The 19,375-nt window shown below is 38.2% G+C and carries 17 protein-coding genes; 1 reads left to right on the forward strand and 16 read right to left on the reverse strand.

Annotated features, from left to right (window positions below; translation table 11 throughout):
- Positions 1-12: 12 nt before the first annotated feature.
- The 9 genes from EO111_RS04680 to recG form a co-directional block, all read right to left on the reverse strand.
- Complete coding sequence (locus tag EO111_RS04680) at positions 13-1,005, reverse strand: type IV pilus twitching motility protein PilT (RefSeq protein ID WP_127010865.1); 993 nt, start codon at positions 1,003-1,005, stop codon at positions 13-15.
- The gene (locus EO111_RS04685) at positions 1,002-2,015 is read right to left on the reverse strand and encodes a GspE/PulE family protein (protein WP_127010866.1); all 1,014 of its coding nucleotides are present in this window, start codon (positions 2,013-2,015) and stop codon (positions 1,002-1,004) included. The genes EO111_RS04680 and EO111_RS04685 overlap by 4 nt, the downstream gene beginning before the upstream one ends.
- A gap of 360 nt (positions 2,016-2,375) precedes the next feature.
- Positions 2,376-4,262 carry an acyltransferase family protein gene (locus EO111_RS04690; RefSeq protein ID WP_082717794.1) on the reverse strand — a complete coding sequence of 629 codons (1,887 nt, stop codon included), beginning with the start codon at positions 4,260-4,262 and terminating at the stop codon, positions 2,376-2,378.
- 168 nt (positions 4,263-4,430) lie between these two features.
- Complete coding sequence (locus tag EO111_RS04695) at positions 4,431-5,699, reverse strand: glycosyltransferase family 2 protein (protein ID WP_009353839.1); 1,269 nt, start codon at positions 5,697-5,699, stop codon at positions 4,431-4,433.
- Positions 5,700-5,711: 12 nt separating this feature from the next.
- Positions 5,712-6,383, reverse strand: coding sequence for a CDP-diacylglycerol--serine O-phosphatidyltransferase (gene pssA, locus EO111_RS04700; protein ID WP_062402329.1), 672 nt, complete (start codon positions 6,381-6,383; stop codon positions 5,712-5,714).
- Positions 6,376-7,011, reverse strand: coding sequence for a phosphatidylserine decarboxylase family protein (locus tag EO111_RS04705; protein ID WP_062402326.1), 636 nt, complete (start codon positions 7,009-7,011; stop codon positions 6,376-6,378). Before EO111_RS04705 ends, pssA begins: the two co-directional genes overlap by 8 nt.
- 52 nt (positions 7,012-7,063) lie before the next feature.
- Complete coding sequence (locus EO111_RS04710; RefSeq protein WP_127010880.1) at positions 7,064-7,789, reverse strand: WecB/TagA/CpsF family glycosyltransferase; 726 nt, start codon at positions 7,787-7,789, stop codon at positions 7,064-7,066.
- A gap of 102 nt (positions 7,790-7,891) precedes the next feature.
- Entirely contained in the window at positions 7,892-8,080 is a 189-nt protein-coding gene (locus EO111_RS04715) for a 4-oxalocrotonate tautomerase (protein ID WP_009353866.1), read from the reverse strand.
- 108 nt (positions 8,081-8,188) lie between these two features.
- Entirely contained in the window at positions 8,189-10,225 is a 2,037-nt protein-coding gene (recG, locus tag EO111_RS04720; protein WP_127010867.1) for an ATP-dependent DNA helicase RecG, read from the reverse strand.
- Positions 10,226-10,772: 547 nt separating this feature from the next.
- Here recG and rpmB point away from each other — a divergent pair.
- Positions 10,773-10,961 (forward strand): 50S ribosomal protein L28, encoded by a 189-nt coding sequence (rpmB, locus tag EO111_RS04725; protein WP_038144954.1) that lies wholly within the window; start codon positions 10,773-10,775, stop codon positions 10,959-10,961.
- 169 nt (positions 10,962-11,130) lie between these two features.
- Here rpmB and EO111_RS04730 read toward each other — a convergent pair whose 3' ends face one another.
- The 7 genes from EO111_RS04730 to EO111_RS04760 all read right to left on the reverse strand — a co-directional run bounded on the left by EO111_RS04730 (position 11,131) and on the right by EO111_RS04760 (position 19,324).
- Entirely contained in the window at positions 11,131-12,357 is a 1,227-nt protein-coding gene (locus EO111_RS04730; protein ID WP_062402316.1) for a phosphopentomutase, read from the reverse strand.
- Between the two features lie 72 nt (positions 12,358-12,429).
- On the reverse strand, positions 12,430-12,954 hold the full coding sequence (locus tag EO111_RS04735) for an NUDIX domain-containing protein (RefSeq protein ID WP_127010868.1): 525 nt from the start codon (positions 12,952-12,954) through the stop codon (positions 12,430-12,432).
- Positions 12,955-12,963: 9 nt separating this feature from the next.
- Positions 12,964-13,659 (reverse strand): SWIM zinc finger domain-containing protein, encoded by a 696-nt coding sequence (locus EO111_RS04740; RefSeq protein WP_127010869.1) that lies wholly within the window; start codon positions 13,657-13,659, stop codon positions 12,964-12,966.
- Between the two features lie 207 nt (positions 13,660-13,866).
- On the reverse strand, positions 13,867-14,637 hold the full coding sequence (locus EO111_RS04745) for a DUF6339 family protein (protein WP_127010870.1): 771 nt from the start codon (positions 14,635-14,637) through the stop codon (positions 13,867-13,869).
- The gene (locus EO111_RS04750; protein ID WP_127010871.1) at positions 14,630-15,481 is read right to left on the reverse strand and encodes a hypothetical protein; all 852 of its coding nucleotides are present in this window, start codon (positions 15,479-15,481) and stop codon (positions 14,630-14,632) included. Before EO111_RS04750 ends, EO111_RS04745 begins: the two co-directional genes overlap by 8 nt.
- On the reverse strand, positions 15,465-17,459 hold the full coding sequence (locus EO111_RS04755; RefSeq protein ID WP_127010872.1) for a hypothetical protein: 1,995 nt from the start codon (positions 17,457-17,459) through the stop codon (positions 15,465-15,467). Before EO111_RS04755 ends, EO111_RS04750 begins: the two co-directional genes overlap by 17 nt.
- A 35-nt stretch (positions 17,460-17,494) precedes the next feature.
- Entirely contained in the window at positions 17,495-19,324 is a 1,830-nt protein-coding gene (locus EO111_RS04760; RefSeq protein ID WP_127010873.1) for a DUF262 domain-containing protein, read from the reverse strand.
- Positions 19,325-19,375: the final 51 nt, after the last annotated feature.

A 19,375-nucleotide genomic window follows, 5' to 3' on the forward strand; every position in this document is an offset into this window, starting at 1 on the left:
AGATATTCTCCACTAATTTACCTGTAATACAGACTCTAACACTGGCGATGAACCATAGATTGACCTTAACTCGGCAACTGCCATTTCCAGTGTTTTCATGGGCCTTTGCGTTTCTTGTATGGATACGATTTGTGGCTCCTTTCGTTGCCGTATCAAGTTAGCCACTGCAGGGGTATTAATTAAAATATCTCGTACCGGTATAAATCTATCGTCGATAACAACCAGTCGTTGACAGATGACGGCTCGTAATATCTGTGAAAGTTGTGTCCGCACTTCCTCTTGTTGGTGTGCTGGAAACATGGAAATCATCCGATTAATGGACATAGTAGCACGTTGCGTGTGCAAGGTAGCAAATACGAGATGCCCCGTTTCCGCCGCATGTAGTGCCGCTTCCAATGTTTCCTTATCCCGTACCTCACCGATTAAAATCACATCTGGATCTTCTCGCAATGCATCTCGAATACCATCTGCCATATGATGAAAGTGTGTATGCAATTCCCGTTGATGTATTAAGGACTGTTGATGGTCCAATACATATTCTATGGGGTCTTCTAGTGTAATAATATGGCGACGCATACTTTCATTGATGTGCATTAAACAAGAGGTAAGAGTGTAAGATTTTCCTGAACCAGTAGCACCAGCGATAATAACTAAACCTTCTTTGAAAGAAGATATACGGCGCAATAAATTGCCCTCTTCCGATGTATCTAGCCCTGTTTTAGGGGGATATAAAATACGTAAGGTACCGCCCCAACCAGAACGCCAACGGAATAGATGAACCCGAATGCGTAAGCCTTCAAAGGTCATGGCTCCATCATAGGACATCATAGTATCCGATATGGTATGTACTTGGTCGGTTAGAAACGTTAGCATGTCTTCATCAGATAAGTGGTACTCTGTAGGTACTACGTCCATGCCCAAGCGCCAAAAGACCGTACCACTTTGTACATGAATATCTGTAGCTCCTCGCTTGATAGCTTCGTGTAATACTTGTGACCAAATCATAGTACTACCCCCACACGAAGTACCTCTTCTTCCGTAGTCAAACCTTCCTCGATGGCTCGCCGAGCTGACTCTTCCAAAGAACAAAGCAGATAGGAATCTAGCTGTTGCCAATGGCAATCATGGTTCGGAATGGCTAGTAACTCATACAATCCACAACGACCATGATACGCTCCATCTACTAGCCTTCGTACCAATCGTTGCGAGATAACACCGGTCAAGGTGGCACGTACAAGATAGTCTTCTACACCCATATCCACCAATCGTTCCACCACACCTAGGGCATGGTTCGTATGAATTGTGGAGAGCACACGATGCCCCGTAAGTGCAGCCTGTACCGCTAGCTGCGCCGTTTCTTGGTCACGAATTTCACCAACTACTATGGTATCTGGGTCATGCCGTAAAATAGCACGTAATCCCTTACTGAAAGTCATACCAATCTGTGGCTGTACACCAATTTGAACAGCTTTTTCTACGATACGTTCCACTGGATGCTCCAAGGTGATGATTTGCTCCTCTTCTCCATTAAGTTCTTGTAATAATGCATACAAGGTAGAACTTTTACCAGACCCTGTAGGCCCACACACAAGCAGTAATCCATGTGGGCGTGCCAATAACCTGCGCACCTCTGCACTGATATGAGCAGGCATCCCTAATTCTTCTAAGGATTTTATTTGTTCATCATGCCAAAAGAGTCGGCATACAAGACTTTCACCATACACAGACGGCAAGGAAGACATACGTATCGTTCCTGAGTGATTTCCATGAGTCCACACATACCGCCCATCTTGAGGTAATCTTTTTTCACTAATATCTAAAGACCCTAACACTTTCAAACGATTCATCAGCTGCTCACCTTCTGGCATGGGAATCCGAGCTATCTCTTGCAAACGACCATCCAAACGAAATCGTACTTGCACCTCTTTTTCTAAGGTATCAAAATGCATATCACTGGCTCCACTTTCATAGGCACGCTGAAAGAAATGATCCAGCTCAATCTCCACATGGTACATAATTTCACCTCCTTTACTTGCGTACTTAGGATTTCTCTATGCACCCTCTAAAGCCCTAGAAAACACTCCTACCAGTCAACGTTGACTAGTAGTGCTATTTTAGGGGATATTAATCAAATACTCTTGTCATTGACAATTGGTTTAGACTAAGTTAATATGTATACATATAGAAAAAGTAGCCATACTTTTGCGAGAGCCGTATCGAGAGATATGGCTCTTATTTTTTTACTTTTTGAAAATATTGAGAGTCGACTATCAATGGTAAACCAAAAGGGCTGTAACAAAATGTAAATCTACATTTCGTTACAACCCTTATATATTGGCATGCCTAGCTAATCCCTCTTATCGTAAGATAAGTGCTTAGCGCTTTTTCTGTTTTTTATTTGTTTCTGCTTGTTGGAGCAATACTTTTTTTACTTCATCATGGATAAATTTAGAGTATTCTTTCACTCCTGTATCATTCGGATGGATACCGTCATCTCCAAGCCAGTCACGATGTTTTGCTGCTAGGCTAGCCCAGTCGATGATATGCACATTCGGATGTTCTTTGGCAAGCTTAGTTAAGTATGTATTATTGGCTTCAATCCATTGGATGCCTGGCGCATAATTGTTGACCCAGAAAATCTGACGATTGGACCCTAAATACTGCACCAATGCTTTTGTTTCATCTTCATAATAGCCTGTAATGGGACCATTCGTACCAAGGCCAATAAGGACCGCATTGCCTAATTGTTGCTTAGCATCCATTTGCTTTGCAATCCCTAAACCTGCTCCTACATAGCGAGATACTTTGGCATCAATTTGTATACCTGCAAAGTCCTTTCGTAATGCATGCGCGGAACCAAGCATGACGGAATCACCAATGGCTGCCATATGCACCATATCTTGTGGATCACTGACAGTAGACAAATCGATTACCTTCGCATTTTCTGCAGCTTGGGATTCTGCATTCTTCGCCAATCGCACTTGCAATTCAGTCACGTCTTGTTGCTTCTCTTCTGATGCTGTAGCAAATGCATAGATACCTAGGACAATACAAATAGCCCCTACGATAGAAACAACTTTCACATAGTAGGAACGAACGACATCCACAATGGCACGGACACTATGTTGACGGACACACCAATTCGTCACCGCTTCAGACCAAAGTGTAAGGCCTATGATGGCCGAGACTAAAACGATATAGTAGGCTATGGGTGATGCAAAATATTCCATGAAACCCATATGTTCAAAGAGATAAATCATTGGATATTGCCATAAAAATAATCCATAACTATGTTTACCAAACCATGCAAGGAGTGGCACATCAACCAGTTTTCCAAGTGGCGTGTTAGGACGTTCTACTAACCACACCATGAAACCAAATAGACAAGTAAATGCTACCATGCCATAGGTGTAAAGAGAAGGGCTTTGCCCATCTAAATAGATGTACCCTAGCACTGTTACAATGATACCTACCAGTAGAAGTACACTGCTGATGACATTTCCTTTCATAGTGCCCAAAGGATATAGTTTTTGTTCACTCCGGTGCAATCCCAAAAAGGCGCCCAATAGCAACGCGAATAGCCGTGTGTCTGTGCCGTAATAAAAACGAGATACGTCCATGCCCTCTGTATATAGTAGAGGCATAATGACAGAGGAACCTAATGCTAACACCAACATCCATACTAGACCGATGGTATAACTCCATTGTCTTTTCAGTGCTGTATAGATCCAAAATAGAATTGGCCAAATGACAATATATTGAATTTCTACCCCTAAGAACCACATATGGGTGAATGGCGATGTGTTTACTAAACGGGTAAAATAGTCCGCATTTTGTGCAATTTGCCACCAGTTATTATACCCCAGCAAAATGGAAATCACTTCTGGACGTATGCCCGCTAATTTTTCAGGTAATAGCAAATGCCATAGCCCTAATATGACCGTCACCATCAACACTAAGGGGATAAGAATCCGCTCTGCTCTACGCTGAAAAAATTTGGAAATGCTGTAATTTCCCACCTTCCATTGTTGATTTGTGGTAAAAGCTAATAAATATCCCGATAAGACAAAGAAAAGGGAAACCCCCATGAACCCGCCACTGGCTGCATGGGGAAATAAATGAAAGATCGTGACCCCTAGAATGGCTAACCCTTTTAGCCCGTCAAGGCCTTTCACAAACTGACCTGGTTTGACTCCTATAATACGTTTTTTCTGTCTTGAACCGAGCCCTTGATGCGGTTCTTCTAACTCTGGTGGCATCATTCGTCTTCCCTTCCATTATGAATAATATATACTACATTATTTGATACGTAATATACATTATAGCATAGAGAATGGGCACTGCGTAGAGTAAATTTTAAGAATAGTAAGCACTTTCTTATTAGAAAAAAAAGCAACAGAATTTTCACATCCTGTTGCTCTTATCATAGTTTATTCTTTTGTTTTTCGACTGGTATCGCCCATACGGGTTAGTTTCACTTCCCCTAGTTCTACCCCACGAGTATGTTGTGTATGAGACCATACTTTATCGTGGCGATTCAAATATCCTAAGAAGGTAACGGGTACCCAAGAATAGATGAATAGCGGATACAATAGATAATAGATCCAAACTTTTGGTGGCACTTTAATTTGTGCTAACACAATGAGTGGAAATAAATATTGTCCAATACCAATAATCTGCCATACTTGTACTGGTAAAATTTGGTAAATAATATTCGTATACAACGGTACAATACCATTGATATAGGTCATAATAATATAAAAGGCGGACAGTAACAAGAAATAGGGCTGTGTAATCTGCACAATCCCATCTAGAATCGTCCATTTTCCTTTCTTAATACCTTGCACAAAAAGTTTCGGAATATACCGTTCTCCTGTGTCAAAATGCCCTTGAGCCCAACGTTTCCGCTGATTCCAAGACTGCATAAAGGTCAATGGTTTTTCATCATAGACGATAGCATTATGCGCCCATGTTGTTTTCACGCCATGGATTAACAGTTTCAAGGAAAATTCCATATCTTCCGTCAAGCTATTACATGACCAACCATAGTCGCGGATAATATCTGTACGAATACACATACCTGTACCACCCAAGGCTGTGGAAAGTCCCAAGTTATATTTAGCCAAGTGCCACATATGATTGACCATCCAAAAGGCAATGGCAAAGGTACCCGCTACCCATGTATCGGTTGGATTCTTCGCATTCAAGTACCCTTGAATCACTGGCTCCCCTTTTTCCAAATGACGATTCATTTCATAGAGGAAATGAGGATGCACTAGATTATCCGCATCAAAAATTACGAATGCATCATACTTGCGTTCCATGGCGAATACTTTGTCAAACATCCAGCCCATGGCATATCCTTTACCCACTTCTTCTGTGTTAAAACGTTCATACACTTCAGCACCAGCTTCACGGGCAATCTTAGCAGTGTCATCTTTACAATTATCTGCCACCACAAAGATATCATATAAGTGGCGAGGATAATCTAAGACTTGTAGATTATTCACCAATTGACCTATCACGGCACTTTCATTATGGGCACAGACAATAATAGCAAAGGAATGTTTCGGCGGACATTCTGTTTTATCACTTTTATGCCACATGCCACAGACCATCAACACAAAGTAATACAAGGTATAAAATACGATAATTACCTGTATGGGAATCATAATTAGGTCAAACCAAACGTAATTCATTCTAGTTCCTTCCTATTTACGAATGTTGTTGATGATAGTATTACTAATACCATATACAGCATATAATACAAAAATCAAAACCGGCCAGGAGCGATAGTCCATCAATAAACAAAACACACCACAACCTACAGTAATACCTACGGCAATCGGTTGTACTGGATCGCTACCTTTCCCTTTGAAATCTGGATGATGCACATTGCTGACCATCAAGTAACCTACGACGATCATAGCCAACATCAATGCCACATCAGGAATACGAACACCACTTAACACATAGGTAGCTGCCATACAACCTGCTGCAGGAATCGGTAACCCTTGGAAGTAACCGTGTACTTCTTCCGTCATAATATTAAATCGTGCCAATCTGAAAGCCCCTAACACAGAGAATACCAACAATGGCACATAGCCTAACCAACCATAGTGATCCAAGCTCATCATATACAGCATAAAAGCTGGAGATACGCCAAAGCCAACTACATCGGCTAAAGAGTCTAATTCACGGCCAAAATCTCCAGAAACACCCAAAGCACGAGCAATCCGTCCATCTAAGCCATCGGCTAATAAGGATAAAAGCACACATATGGCTGCCCCAGTAAAATTACCTGTAGCAGATAAACTAATGCCGATCACACCGAAGGCTAAATTTGCTGCTGTGCAAAGATTGGGAAATATAGACTTATTCATCTTTCACCCTCCCAATAATCGTTTCTCCACCAACTACATGTTGCCCTTTTGTGACGCAAATCTCTACGTCTAATGGAACAAATAGCTCTGTGCAAGAACCGAATTTAATCATACCATACAAGGTACCTTGCTCCAAGGTATCTCCTACATCTGTCCAAGACACGATACGTCTAGCCAACAAGCCCGCAATCTGTGTCACCACAATTTCCATCTTGTCATTTTTAATGCTAATTGTATGACGTTCATTTTCATATCCTACTGAATCTTTATAGGCAGGTAAGAAACGACCTTCTGTATATTGTCGAAACGTAATTTCACCTGCCATTGGAGCCCGATTCACATGGACATCAAAAACAGATAAAAAAATCGTTACTTTTTTACATTGTTGATGTAAATATGTGTCCTCAAACACTTCTACTACTTCCATCACTTTCCCATCCGCAGGTGATACTAACACCATTGGATCATGAGGAATACGGCGATTAGGATTTCTGAAAAAATAAGTAAAGAATAATGCCAGTACAAATGGTATAATTCCTAACCACCATGATAGAAAGTAGCCTACCAGTGCTGTCACAACAAGACAAGCACCGATTAAAGGGTATCCTTCTTTAACAATCAAACCCATATTAAACCTCTCTTAACTAGTGATAGCTCCAACAAGATACAACTATACTGTATCAACGTTTATGGCGCCATACAGTCCACATAAATTTAGGCAATGCTAACATACGAATGATACGTTTCGGTTGCAATGCCAATCGATATAACCACTCTAAGCGGTTTTCTTGCATCCATACAGGAGCTCGTTTCAACATGCCCGCTAATACATCGAAAGAACCACCCACTCCCATGGCGACTACACCATCTAAATGGGCTAATTTTTCTTGAATCCAAAACTCTTGTTTCGGCACCCCAAAGGCAACAAACACTAATTGAGCCCCACTACGTTGAATCTCATCAAGAATGTCTACTTCTTCCTCCGCTGTGAAATATCCAGAATGATATCCCACTACCGGCAATTCTCCAAGTTCTGCTGTCATATTTTCTAAGGCTTTTTTGACAACTCCCTCAGCTCCACCTAAGCAGTATATCTTTATATTATGTGCTTTAGCTGCCTTCAATAACTGTTGCAATAGGTCACAACCTGTCACTCGTTCTGGAAAACGCTGTCCCTGTTGCTCAGCTGCCCATAAAGCACCTGCTCCATCCGGTACAACGAGATCCGCTTGTTGCAGAACCTCTAACAATCTTTGATCATCCTGTGCCATCATAATCATTTCTGCATTGGCCGTTGCCACCATATGTAATTTTGGCTGTCCCACTAATGAAAGCACTCTACCTACGGCTTCCGTCATCGTTACCGCATCAATTGGGACGGATAGCACATGTATTTGATTCTGCACCATTCACCTCATCTACTCTAGTATGTAAACAAGAAGGACAGGACATATGAAAGAGACTACACCCTATCATAGACCTATCCTTCTGGTAGGTAATTTTCCTAATTATTTCTTTTCGCAGCGCATAACGCCAGCTTCCATATAGTTATCAGCTTTCATGTCCACGAAAATTACTTTTACTGCTTCTGCCGGTACTTTTACAGTTTCTACAGTTGCTTTTGTAATCGCTTCGCCAAGAGCTTTCTTTTGTTCAAAAGTACGACCTTCAACAAGTTCTACATGAATAATAGGCATGAGTCTTTCCTCCCTCACCACTAGATATCTATAGCACCATGCTACAGATAAAATCTCACCTTATTGTATCATAGATGACCCTTACTAAACAACATGTAGTAGGTAAGATTAATTATATAAAATACGCATATACTGTGGTCCAAAACGTGCTTCCATTTGGTGACGCAAAGTCGATTGTACTTCATCAAATCCGTGGGATTGTAAATACATTTTAGCATCTTCTCTAGCTTCCACAAGAATAGGTATATCTTTGATAATGTTCGCAACTTTCAAATCTGGCAGACCTGACTGAGCCAAGCCAAATAATTCCCCTGTACCACGGATGAGCAAGTCTTGTTCTGCTAGTTCAAATCCGTCTTGCGTTTGTTCCATCAGTGAAAGTCGAGTTTTGCTATCAGGGTTTTTACTATCACTAATCAGAATACAATAGGCCTGTGCCGATCCACGACCTACACGACCACGCAATTGATGCAACTGGGATAAACCAAAACGTTCTGCATTATGGATACACATAATCGTCGCATTCGGCACATTTACGCCTACTTCAATCACCGTAGTCGATACTAACAAATGAATCTCTCGACGATAGAACGCATCCATAATTTCTTCTTTTTCCTTTGGACGCATGCGACCATGCACCAAACCTACACGATAGTGTGGCTCAAAATATTCTTTATATTCATAATAAATTTGTTCTGCTGCTTGTAAATCCATTTTTTCAGACTCTTCTACTAATGGACACACTGCATAGACCTGACGGCCCGCTTGCATTTCTTTTTCAAAAAAATGCAACAATCGCTCTTTATAGGACGAATCCACAGCGTAGGTCTTCACAGGCTTACGACCTGGAGGCATTTCCTTAATCAAAGAAAGTTCTAAATCTCCATAAATAGATAAGGTCATAGTCCGTGGTATAGGGGTTGCCGTCATAATTAGCACATGAGGGTGGTCTCCTTTTCGCTGCAATTTTGCCCGTTGTTCCACACCAAATCTATGTTGTTCATCCACTACAATTAACCCTAATTGATGGAATACCACCTTATCTTGAATCAACGCATGGGTGCCCACCAAGACATCGATGTCTCCTCGTTCTAAGGCTTCATAGAGATCTTGCTTTTTTTTCGTTGAACCAGTCAACAATGCCATTCGTATCGGAGCATCTTGAAAGAGTTCCTGAAAGCTTTCAAAATGTTGTGTGGCTAAAATTTCCGTCGGCGCCATAATCGCCCCTTGAAATCCATTTTCTACTGCTTTAGCTAACGCCAAAGCAGCTACTACCGTTTTACCAGAGCCTACATCACCTTGTACTAACCGCTGCATGGCTTGGGGCTGCTCCATATCCTTAGCAATCTCCCCAAAGGCTTTCTCTTGGTCCCCTGTTAACGTAAATGGCAATCCTCGGCGTATGCGATTCACTAAGGAACCATTCTCAGTCATAGGGAATCCCCCCTGGTCCTGTTCATGGGCACGAAGAAGCAATACCCCCATTTGCATAATCCATAGTTCTTCATAGGCTAATTGTGCACGTGCCTCTTGGTAGCGTTCCCACGATGTAGGAAAATGCATTTCTCGAAAGGCATCATAACGGCTCATGGTAAACTTGTCTCCCATCACATCTTGAGGGACCACGTCTTCTAAAGTGCCATTATGGTCAAACCAATTTTTAATGGCTACGCGAATCCCCCACTGTTTCATACCTTCCGTCAAACCGTAGACCGGTACAATACCACGGTCTATGACTTGTCCTTCTTCTATCATTTCCACTTGTGGTGTATTCATTTGGTACGCACCATAAGTATGTTCTATCTTCCCATAGGCATATATTTGTTGACCTAGTTTATAAAAGTTTTTCTTATAGGCTTGGTTAAAAAATGTCAAGTTTAATTGACGTATTCCATCAGATAGAGTAACCGTTAAAATATGCATACGTGGTCTTGGGCGTTTTTCACTGACCCTTACTACCTGCCCTGTCACACCTATCATCTCTCCTATAGGAGCTTCACAGATCGTATACACTTGCCGTCTATCTTCAAAAGTACGTGGAAAATAATGCAACAAACCTGTTACCGTATAGATTCCTAATTTATTCAATTGTTTCACTCGTTGCGGTCCCACACTCTTTATAGATTGCAATTGTTCGTTCATATTCTATCTGTACTCTTTCCTTTTTTCTAAAAGTACCCTCTACTCTATCCACTCTGAAAGCATGCTACATGACTAATTTGTATTAGTTGCTTAATACATAAGAATCGCCATACTGTAAACACTCGCTAATACTCTGTCATAATCAGCCTTACTGTACCTACGTATGGTATGCATCTATATGTGTATCTATCCTATGACACACTATCATACGTAACTGCTACTTGATGCTTTATATTATACCATAGAGAGACAATACAATATGAACTCTACCTAAAAATAGGCGCAAAAAAAGAAGGGCACTTTGTAAAAGAGTTACGTGAGTTAGGTTATATAACAAAGTGTCCTTCTATGATTAAATTATACATCTTGTTTAAATTAAACACAAGTCATATTTTAATAAAATTTGACAGTGTTTACTATTTTAGTATATAGTTAATAAGCTAGTATAATCTTATCTAAAAGGAAGAAACGCACTTGCATTGCTATGCCCTTTTATGATAAAATACATATGTTATATTAGTAGTAAACACTTTGGAGGTGGAAACAAATGGCAAACCTTTGCGAAGTATGTGGTAAATCCACTACTACGGGTATGAATGTTTCTCATTCCCATATCCGTTCCAAACGAACTTGGAAACCAAACATCCAAAGAGTACGAGCAATTGTAGACGGCGAAACTAAACGAGTTAACGTTTGCACACGCTGCCTTCGTTCTGATAAAATTACACGCGCGTAAGATTTTGAAGGTACATGTACTCAAAAAAGAGGCTATCAGTCAGGAAGAAATTTCTTCAGTACTGATAGCCTCTTTTGCTATGTTTAGCTTTATTATTTTACTCTATTCTTACACCGATAAAACACAGGGCTCAGTATAAGCCTAACTGTATAAAAAGTAAGCCTCTCCTTTATTTTGCTAATAATTGTAAAAAACTTTCCCCCGCAAATGATTCTTTAACCCCAAAGTTTTCCAATATAGTTTGTCCAATATCTGCAAAGCTACGTCTATCCCCTAGATCAATGGGCCCTGTGAAAGATGGTGAGTACGCCAAGATTGGCACTAGCTCTCGTGTATGGTCTGTCCCCTTCCAAGTCGGATCATTACCATGGTCTGCCGTAATCAGTAGCAAATCACTTTCCGTTAATAGTTCTAGCAATCCCCCTAGTTGATAGTCAAACATTTCTAGCTCACGACCATAACCCTGTACATCACGACGATGCCCATACAAGCTATCGAACTCTACTAGATTGACCATCATATAGCCATAAGTAAATCTACCTTCTAACGTAGTATCTGATGTATCTTGTATACTATGTGTACCATCTGCAGTATGCCCCAACAAGGCAGCTACTAGGTTCATGCCATGAGAATTAGATTTTGTTGGAAAGGATTGATCCAAACCGATATGAGCGTATATATCTCCAATCTTTCCTACTCCGATAGTCGGCACTTTCGCATCTTGTAAGGCTTGTAACACGAAACGTCCTTCTGGCAATCGACTATAATCATGACGATTTGAGGTGCGCACAAAATGACCTGGCTCCCCTACAAAGGGACGAGCAATGATGCGCCCTACATAGTAATCCCCAATACATACTCGTTCCCGTGTAATTTGGCACATCTTGTATAGGTCCTCTAAAGGAATGATACTTTCATGAGCGGCGATTTGAAATACCGAATCGGCAGACGTATACACAATGGGGTTCCCCGTTCTCATATGCTCTTCCCCTAGGCGCTCAATGATTTCCGTCCCCGATGCCGCTTCATTGCCTAGGAATCCATAGCCAGTTTCTTTCGTGAAAGTATCCATTAACTCCTGAGGAAATCCATCATAAAAGGTTGGGAAAGGAACTTTCACAGGATGACCCATCATTTCCCAATGACCACTGGTCGTATCTTTCCCTGTACTTTGTTCATGCATGCGACCAAAGGCACCCACCACTGTATCTTGTTGCGGTGTAATATCCGCAATCCTACCGATACCCAATTTTCGTAAATTCGGAATCTGTAAAGGCCCTACCGCCTCTTCAATATGGCCCAAGGTATTAGCACCCGTATCTCCAAAACGTTCTGCATCTGGATTGTGACCAATTCCTACACTATCTGTGACAATCGTAATAATTCGTTTAAACATAGAGACCTCCTCTTTGTTAAACACTCGTAAACAATCTATGCCTAGGAAGTTAGACTCCTAGGCATTCTTTCGTTATTTCAAATACGGCATAGCTAATAACAACGTGGATAAAGATTTACTATCTTTGATTTTCTCTTCCTTAATGCGTTGTAGCAATTCGTCGAACGTATATCGCTCAACTTCCACATATTCATCTTCATCCCAATGGATTTCCCCTTTGGAAAGTCCTTTTGCCACATACAAATGAATGACTTCATTACAAAAACCAGGAGATGTTGCAATAGTTCCAAGACTAATCCATTCCGAAGCTACAATACCTGTTTCTTCTTCTAGCTCACGTTTAGCACATACCAAAGGATCTTCACCAGCATCTAATTTACCCGCAGGAATTTCCAATAAATAATCGTTCAATGCATAGCGGAACTGTTTTTCCATAATAATGCGATTGTCTTCATCAATGGCTACCACTGCACTTGCCCCTGGATGATGTACCACCTCACGCCAAGCTTCCTTGCCATTGACCTCTGCTACATCATAAGTTACCTTAATCAATTTACCATCGAATTTCATTTCCGATGAAAGTTTACGTTCTTGCATGGGTCCTCCTTAATCTTCATATATAATAAGTCCCTCATAGGAATCTTCTGTTAATCTAATGATTTCTTTCTGTCTACGGCTAACATTCATATTCCAAGCTACCGTTTTATCAATCGCTGCAAAGTATTCCTGTTTAGGGTAATTCTCGTCAAAGTTGACTGCCCAATCAGCCACTAAGTCCTGCAACTGTAGTAATACAGCATATTCATGTTTGCAATGGCCCTCACAATAGCAATTACATACAATCGTTTTGATTTCCTCATCTTCATAGATAAAAGTAACCTCATAGTACTCAGAACCTTGTACAATGGCATACCCCTCTCCCTTATCGATAGAGAGATAAACCACACGATCTTCTTCATAATAACCTTCTCCACGCTCTGCTCGAATAGAAGATATAGGGAAACCATCTAAATTGAATAATGAAAACGGAACCATATCACTATTACTTACACAAGGACCATCAGACAAAGGCGATAGAAACCAAAGGCGCATTTTATCCTTTTCAATACTGTTACGTTGAAAAGTCACCCATAAGTGTTCTATAGGAGAAAATTCACCATATAAGGATGTATCAACTTTTGCTACCACCCGTTCATATTTAGAAGGACGTATCTTGCAAAAATAGTCCACATCCCGTACTGTTCCAATTTTGTCTTGCATCGGACCCGTTACATAGACAAAGTCTCCCTCCCATACATCCATATTTTCACAAATGAAAGTACCTATTTCTCTGGAATTGCTAAATTCAACCTCTGCTAGATATATCTCTGGACGTGGAAAAATTATATTATCACTTTTGCCTATAATAGTAGGATGAGGAGTGTGAATTACGTCTTGATCTGACTTAGTATGATGTTGGGTGGAGTGTTTTGTTCAAGGTGTTTCCATAAGAAGTCCTTTCTCATCTAACTAGTACGGATAGTTTTCAAGAACAATCTCTTTAATTTCTTCACGAGATAATGTATCTAAAATACGAATACCGCCTATTTTATTAAGCAGAGCCGTAGCTTTTGCATATACATCACGGTTATTAGTAACGCCTTTTTCCTCTACCAGTTCACGTATCGCTTCCAAAACACCTAAAGCAATACTTTTTGTGGAAACAATATTACTTGATAATAATACTACCGCATTACCACGATACTGTTTACTCACTAAAAAATCTAATAAATGAAATGGATTACTGTGCTTCTCATCAATAAAATAATAAGCTAACCACCAATAACTTGCCAAATTATGAATGGCTAATGACCGTTTTGATCCATTAGTAAAATATGTTCTGGACTTTAGATTCTTAACTTCCTTTTCTACATCGTCATTTTTAACAAATGCATTATAACATCCAATGGAATACTCCACATAGTCTGTATGTGCTAATGCAACCCAAATCTTTTCTAATTCCGCCTGTGTTCTAGTTAGTATATGCAGGCTATTCCAAATAGCTCTCATATTATATTTAACAATTTCTGCATCATATTCTGCACTCTCTAATTTAAGTGGAATATATTCATACTCTATATCTGTTTCTACAACATTATTGTTACTACATACAGATTTAGTTAATTCTTCAGCTTTTCCTAATTTGTATAATGGATAATAACGCATTTGAAAGTTCTGTTTGAAATCTTCTAAAGCACTATCTTTCAAATATGTAAGCTTTTTAACTCTAGTTTCACTCATCTTTATACCCTGTATTAAATTCATTTTTAATCACATCATCAAATGGTTGCTGCAATAATTTTTGAGCAACAACAAACAATGAATTATTGCCCAAATCTATATTCTCACGTTCTAAAATATCACATATTGATGAAACCCATTGTAAGTCACTGCTTACTGTTTCATTCCTTATCTCTCCCAAAGCCTCTATCAAAGCTGGCATGATAATAGCCGATATGAATAGTGACTTATTATCTCTTTCATTTCCACACGTATTATATATATCAAACATATCTTTGGGTAATATAACCTCTATTTTATCACCCGTTAATTCCAAACCCATATATGGTTCATTATGCTTTGAAACAGTAAAGATACTGTCTTGTCCTAATGCTGTATTGTATACTTCAAATTCAAAAGTTTGAGTTGGCAAAAAAGCTACTATATCACCTTTATATAGCATATCTACTACGTAAGTATCATCGTAATATAAAGAATTAAATGTTTCGTTTCTATAGTTTTTTACAGTTGTATTAGCAAGAATTAAGCAGTTTACAAATAGCTTTTTGGGTAATACATCATTTTTTATACTTATATTGAGAAATGGGTTCTCTGCAGAAGTAGTAATTAACTTTCTATAACTACTTGCTTCTCCTTCTAAATGTATGGCATACACAAGTTCTTTATTTTCCAATAATCCTTGCAACTGCTTATTATGTACTACAAACATGCAACGTATAGATACAAGATCAGAGCCTTCTATATGTGCTTCCAAATTATTAACTTCAAAACTTGTATTATCAATATAATCATCTAACTCTGGGGTAAGCACTGGATAAGGAAATAAATCAGCATTTAACTTCATAGATTACGCCTTTCATTTTTACTCTACCTTTTGTATTCACCTTAAAGTCTACTTGAATACGGTCATTTTTTTGAATATCACTAACAACAATTTTTCGTTTATCTTTAAGTATTTGATGTGTTGAGGATGTGCTGACTTCTATATCTGTTTTATATGAAGAACCATTTTCTCCTACAATCTGCCATTCAAAGGCTAATTTATTCTTAGGAATACTGGATAGTGCAATAAAACGATACTCTCCATTTCTTGAATTTAATTCCATTAGTTTTAACTTAAGGAACTTAGGGCTATCAATTTCTCGATATGTGTGTCCAATGACTTTTTCTCCTCCAGGTTCTTCCCCTTTATCTCCTGGCTCATTACCCGCACCGTAGGTTGCATCTTCCTTTGCTCCTCCTGGAGCACCTGTTTTACTACTTCCACCACCACTAGTATTTCCCTGACCAACTTCCATTTCACTAGCTAACTCATCTATTATTTTTTCATCACTATCACCATCAACCCTCGTAGATTTTGAGCTAATATGGCTGTTTTTAACCGATTTTACTCTGCGATTAATACCGCCTTCTCGGCCTTGTTCATTCTCATCTTCTTTTCCCACAACTGGCAATAAATCATTTAATCCAAAAGCATTGATACTTTCATCAGATTGAGCTCCAAAAAACTCCTCCACAGAAGATTTATACCACTTTCTTAAATCGGTAAAAAATTCATCTGTTAGAACACGTTCTGAATCACTAGCTCTATCTAAACTCCATTTATCATGGTTAGCATTCTCTAATTTACGCAAAAATTCATTCAGTTTATTCCCCGTTGCCATAAAGACACCTGTAAAAGGAATAGTTCCACTAATTCTATTTTGCTCAAAAATCTTCATGCCACTTCGACGAGTTTGTAATATACATCGAGTTGCATCTTCATCATCTTTATACAGAACTAGCTGCCCGTCATCACTAGCATCAATAAATGCATACTTTTCTATCCACGTTTTTGGTAGTTGGATGCTAATATGGTTTTCTGGTTGTAACGTATTATAGTAAGAGTAGCTTTTGAAAAATTGTTGCTTATATTTTCCTTTTAATTCAAATTGACCTACTCTCTTAGATTCATAAATGGAATTAAATAGCTCTCCTAATGTATCTCTTTTAATTATATACTTTCCAATTCCTACTTCTAAAAGTCCCTTATATAAAGATACTAAGAAGTTATTTAATACAGCTAGAACTATTTGTTCTTCCCAAAATTCAATATTTTTTAAACCTAAAATATATAAATCCGTTCCATGTTCGGTTCGTTGGTCAATAAATTCACACTCAGAATAATGTGCATTCTCTAATAAACCTCTAGATTGTGTGATAAACTCTTTTCCATAATCATTCACATGGTTATCAACGGTATCATCCGCGTAGGATACAAAGTTAATAGCACCTGCAAACTTTTCTGTAGGATCCATATCTCCTTTTTCTGTAGCTAAACTATTATATAAAACCATCCGCAACTTCGATGCTGCGAAAGGAGCTGCCTTACCAATTCCTTTACTACCACTTGCTGAGGTATCTGCTTTTTCTGAATAACCACTGCCTTCAATAAGAGAATCAAAGTTAGCCTGTCTTAAACCGATAGTATTATAATCACTAATTTTTAATACCTTCATATATGGTTCTTGAAATACAGCTTTAAACGCTTTCAAATACTTATGTGTATCACTAGCATTTTTTTCATGCCAAAAGTTAATTGCTTTCGGAAGTACTCGTTCTAATAAGTCAGTTTTTCCGATAATCTTATTAGTTTCTTCATCTGAAATGCTAAAAACGACACGTACAGGATTAGGATTTTCTGGATCATGTGCATCCATAGAATTTTGTATTACTTCCCTTGCCAAAGACATAGGAATATCATCTAAAAATGCCTCAATACCAGCTTCATTTGCTCCTCGTGGCATTAAGCCATAGCCACCAGGAAAATTCCATTTATTCATATATTTTACTCCAAACACTCTACCTACATTATCTGTTATTTCTCATTGCTATTACTTAAAATCTCTACTAATAAATCTGTTAATAGCTGACTTCTTTTTTCTATCTGTGCCTTACTCCAAATATCAATTGTATTAACCCGTTCTACATTGAAATACTGATTTTGTAATTCTACTCGTGCTTCCTCTTTCTTTATCGGTGTAGAAAGTTTTTCTACTATGCCTTTTGTAATTAAAAATTCTGACGCTCGATAATGTTCTATCTTATCTGAAAACTGTTTATTCGTGGCTGAAATATTGTACTTTTTAGTAAGCAAGGTTAAATTTCCTAAACGATTCAAATACTCATCAAAGTCATCGGTATTTTTGAACCCATAATCTTCTATATCCGATTCTAAAGGCATAATATGTTCAACTTCGATTTTCTTCAATGTTTTAATATTTTCATTCTGATTGAAGTATAGCTCGATAAACTTTAAGATTCTTCCTCCCTTATCAGGCTTTCTCTTGTTGCGTCCAGCTAAATTTTTTGTCGGTAAAATAGCTTTTAAAGTGGTAATATATTTTTTAGTCATCATTTGCAACTCAGATTCAAAAACAGCTACCTTTTCTTCAATTGTATCCTTAACTAATATTTTTTCCATTAAAGCTGGTAGGTCTTTTTCTATATTATTAGAATGTGTAAAAGAAAAAATGACTGATGCTACATATTTTACTAGCACATCTAATACTCTTTGTTTCTGCTCTATGGATGCATTATAAAAAGGGATTAGTAAAGCATGACTTTGCTTTGTTTTTAGTAAGTTAAAAATAATATACATGTTAGAGCTATCATTAATAAAACTATTTTTGATAGCCGAACCCTCGATACTACTATAAATTTTACTAACTTCATTTAATTGCTTTGCCAACGATAAAATCTCGTTACTTTCCATTGTACCTTTTTCTTTAAAATATTTAAAAATATTTTTTCCTGTTACCTTCTTACCAAGAGTACCAAGTAAAAAGTGTTTCACAAAGGTTGTCGTATCTACTTTCTTTTCACTTTCTTTTAAATGATCACAAAACTGTTTCCAATTTAGAATAAAGTAATCTATATCACTTTTGTCATATTTTTTTAAGTTTCGCAAAAGATGATTCTTTAATAAATCAATGGGCTCAAGCATCAGTCCACGATTATTTAGCACTTCAAATAATTGGTACGCTCGATCAACATCGGGGGCTTTAGTTACAATTAGATATACCTTTACTTCCAAATATTCTTTTAAGTAGAATAGCTTATTCATATCATCTGCTATGATAGTATCTATTTGCTCATCTATTGCTTGATAGACCTTATTGATATTAGACTCCTCATCAAGATCTTTACCACTATAATTTGCCTCAGTATTTCTAATGATCGATTGGTAGACATTTTTATTTGCAGATTCTTCTTCATGTTTGATTCTAAAATCATCAAACTGTGAGTATGTATTTAGAACTCTAAAGTATTCGCTAAACTTAGATGACTGTAGCATCCACCGTTCGTCTCTTGTTACAGTGTATAGATTATTGAACTTCTCATACAATACACAAAAAATCAATGTCAATGTCGTTAATCGTTGCTGACCATCAATAACTTCAAATTGAGAGGCAAGATTCATATCTTGTTCATCATTAATAAACACTATATTACCTAGTAAATATCCTGGTAGTTTGTTAAGATCGATTGTAAAATTATCAGTGTCTTCCCTAAAGTCATTAAACAGTATATCAATTTCATTCTTTGCCCAAACAAATCCTCTTTGAAAGTCAGGTATAATAAATTGATCTTTGTTATCTAATAAGTCTTTGACTCGTTTTAATTCAGAAGTAATTTGATGTGCCATATGCTATCTCCTAACAAGTATTCTATATATTCTATTAGATCATATCTATAA

Source organism: Veillonella sp. CHU594 (assembly GCF_003992265.1).
Lineage (GTDB): Bacteria > Bacillota > Negativicutes > Veillonellales > Veillonellaceae > F0422.

Bases quoted from the DNA above. Each gene is read 5' to 3' on its own strand.
- EO111_RS04715 (WP_009353866.1), bottom strand. From the start codon at position 8,080: ATGCCTATTATTCATGTAGAACTTGTTGAAGGTCGTACTTTTGAACAA.
- EO111_RS04755 (WP_127010872.1), bottom strand. From the start codon at position 17,459: ATGAATAAATGGAATTTTCCTGGTGGCTATGGCTTAATGCCACGAGGA.
- pssA (WP_062402329.1), bottom strand. From the start codon at position 6,383: ATGAATAAGTCTATATTTCCCAATCTTTGCACAGCAGCAAATTTAGCC.
- EO111_RS04745 (WP_127010870.1), bottom strand. From the start codon at position 14,637: ATGAGTGAAACTAGAGTTAAAAAGCTTACATATTTGAAAGATAGTGCT.
- EO111_RS04760 (WP_127010873.1), bottom strand. From the start codon at position 19,324: ATGGCACATCAAATTACTTCTGAATTAAAACGAGTCAAAGACTTATTA.
- EO111_RS04680 (WP_127010865.1), bottom strand. From the start codon at position 1,005: ATGATTTGGTCACAAGTATTACACGAAGCTATCAAGCGAGGAGCTACA.
- EO111_RS04695 (WP_009353839.1), bottom strand. From the start codon at position 5,699: ATGAATTACGTTTGGTTTGACCTAATTATGATTCCCATACAGGTAATT.
- rpmB (WP_038144954.1), top strand. From the start codon at position 10,773: ATGGCAAACCTTTGCGAAGTATGTGGTAAATCCACTACTACGGGTATG.
- EO111_RS04730 (WP_062402316.1), bottom strand. From the start codon at position 12,357: ATGTTTAAACGAATTATTACGATTGTCACAGATAGTGTAGGAATTGGT.
- EO111_RS04690 (WP_082717794.1), bottom strand. From the start codon at position 4,262: ATGATGCCACCAGAGTTAGAAGAACCGCATCAAGGGCTCGGTTCAAGA.
- EO111_RS04705 (WP_062402326.1), bottom strand. From the start codon at position 7,011: ATGGGTTTGATTGTTAAAGAAGGATACCCTTTAATCGGTGCTTGTCTT.
- EO111_RS04735 (WP_127010868.1), bottom strand. From the start codon at position 12,954: ATGCAAGAACGTAAACTTTCATCGGAAATGAAATTCGATGGTAAATTG.
- recG (WP_127010867.1), bottom strand. From the start codon at position 10,225: ATGAACGAACAATTGCAATCTATAAAGAGTGTGGGACCGCAACGAGTG.
- EO111_RS04740 (WP_127010869.1), bottom strand. From the start codon at position 13,659: ATGGATGTATGGGAGGGAGACTTTGTCTATGTAACGGGTCCGATGCAA.
- EO111_RS04685 (WP_127010866.1), bottom strand. From the start codon at position 2,015: ATGTACCATGTGGAGATTGAGCTGGATCATTTCTTTCAGCGTGCCTAT.
- EO111_RS04750 (WP_127010871.1), bottom strand. From the start codon at position 15,481: ATGAAGTTAAATGCTGATTTATTTCCTTATCCAGTGCTTACCCCAGAG.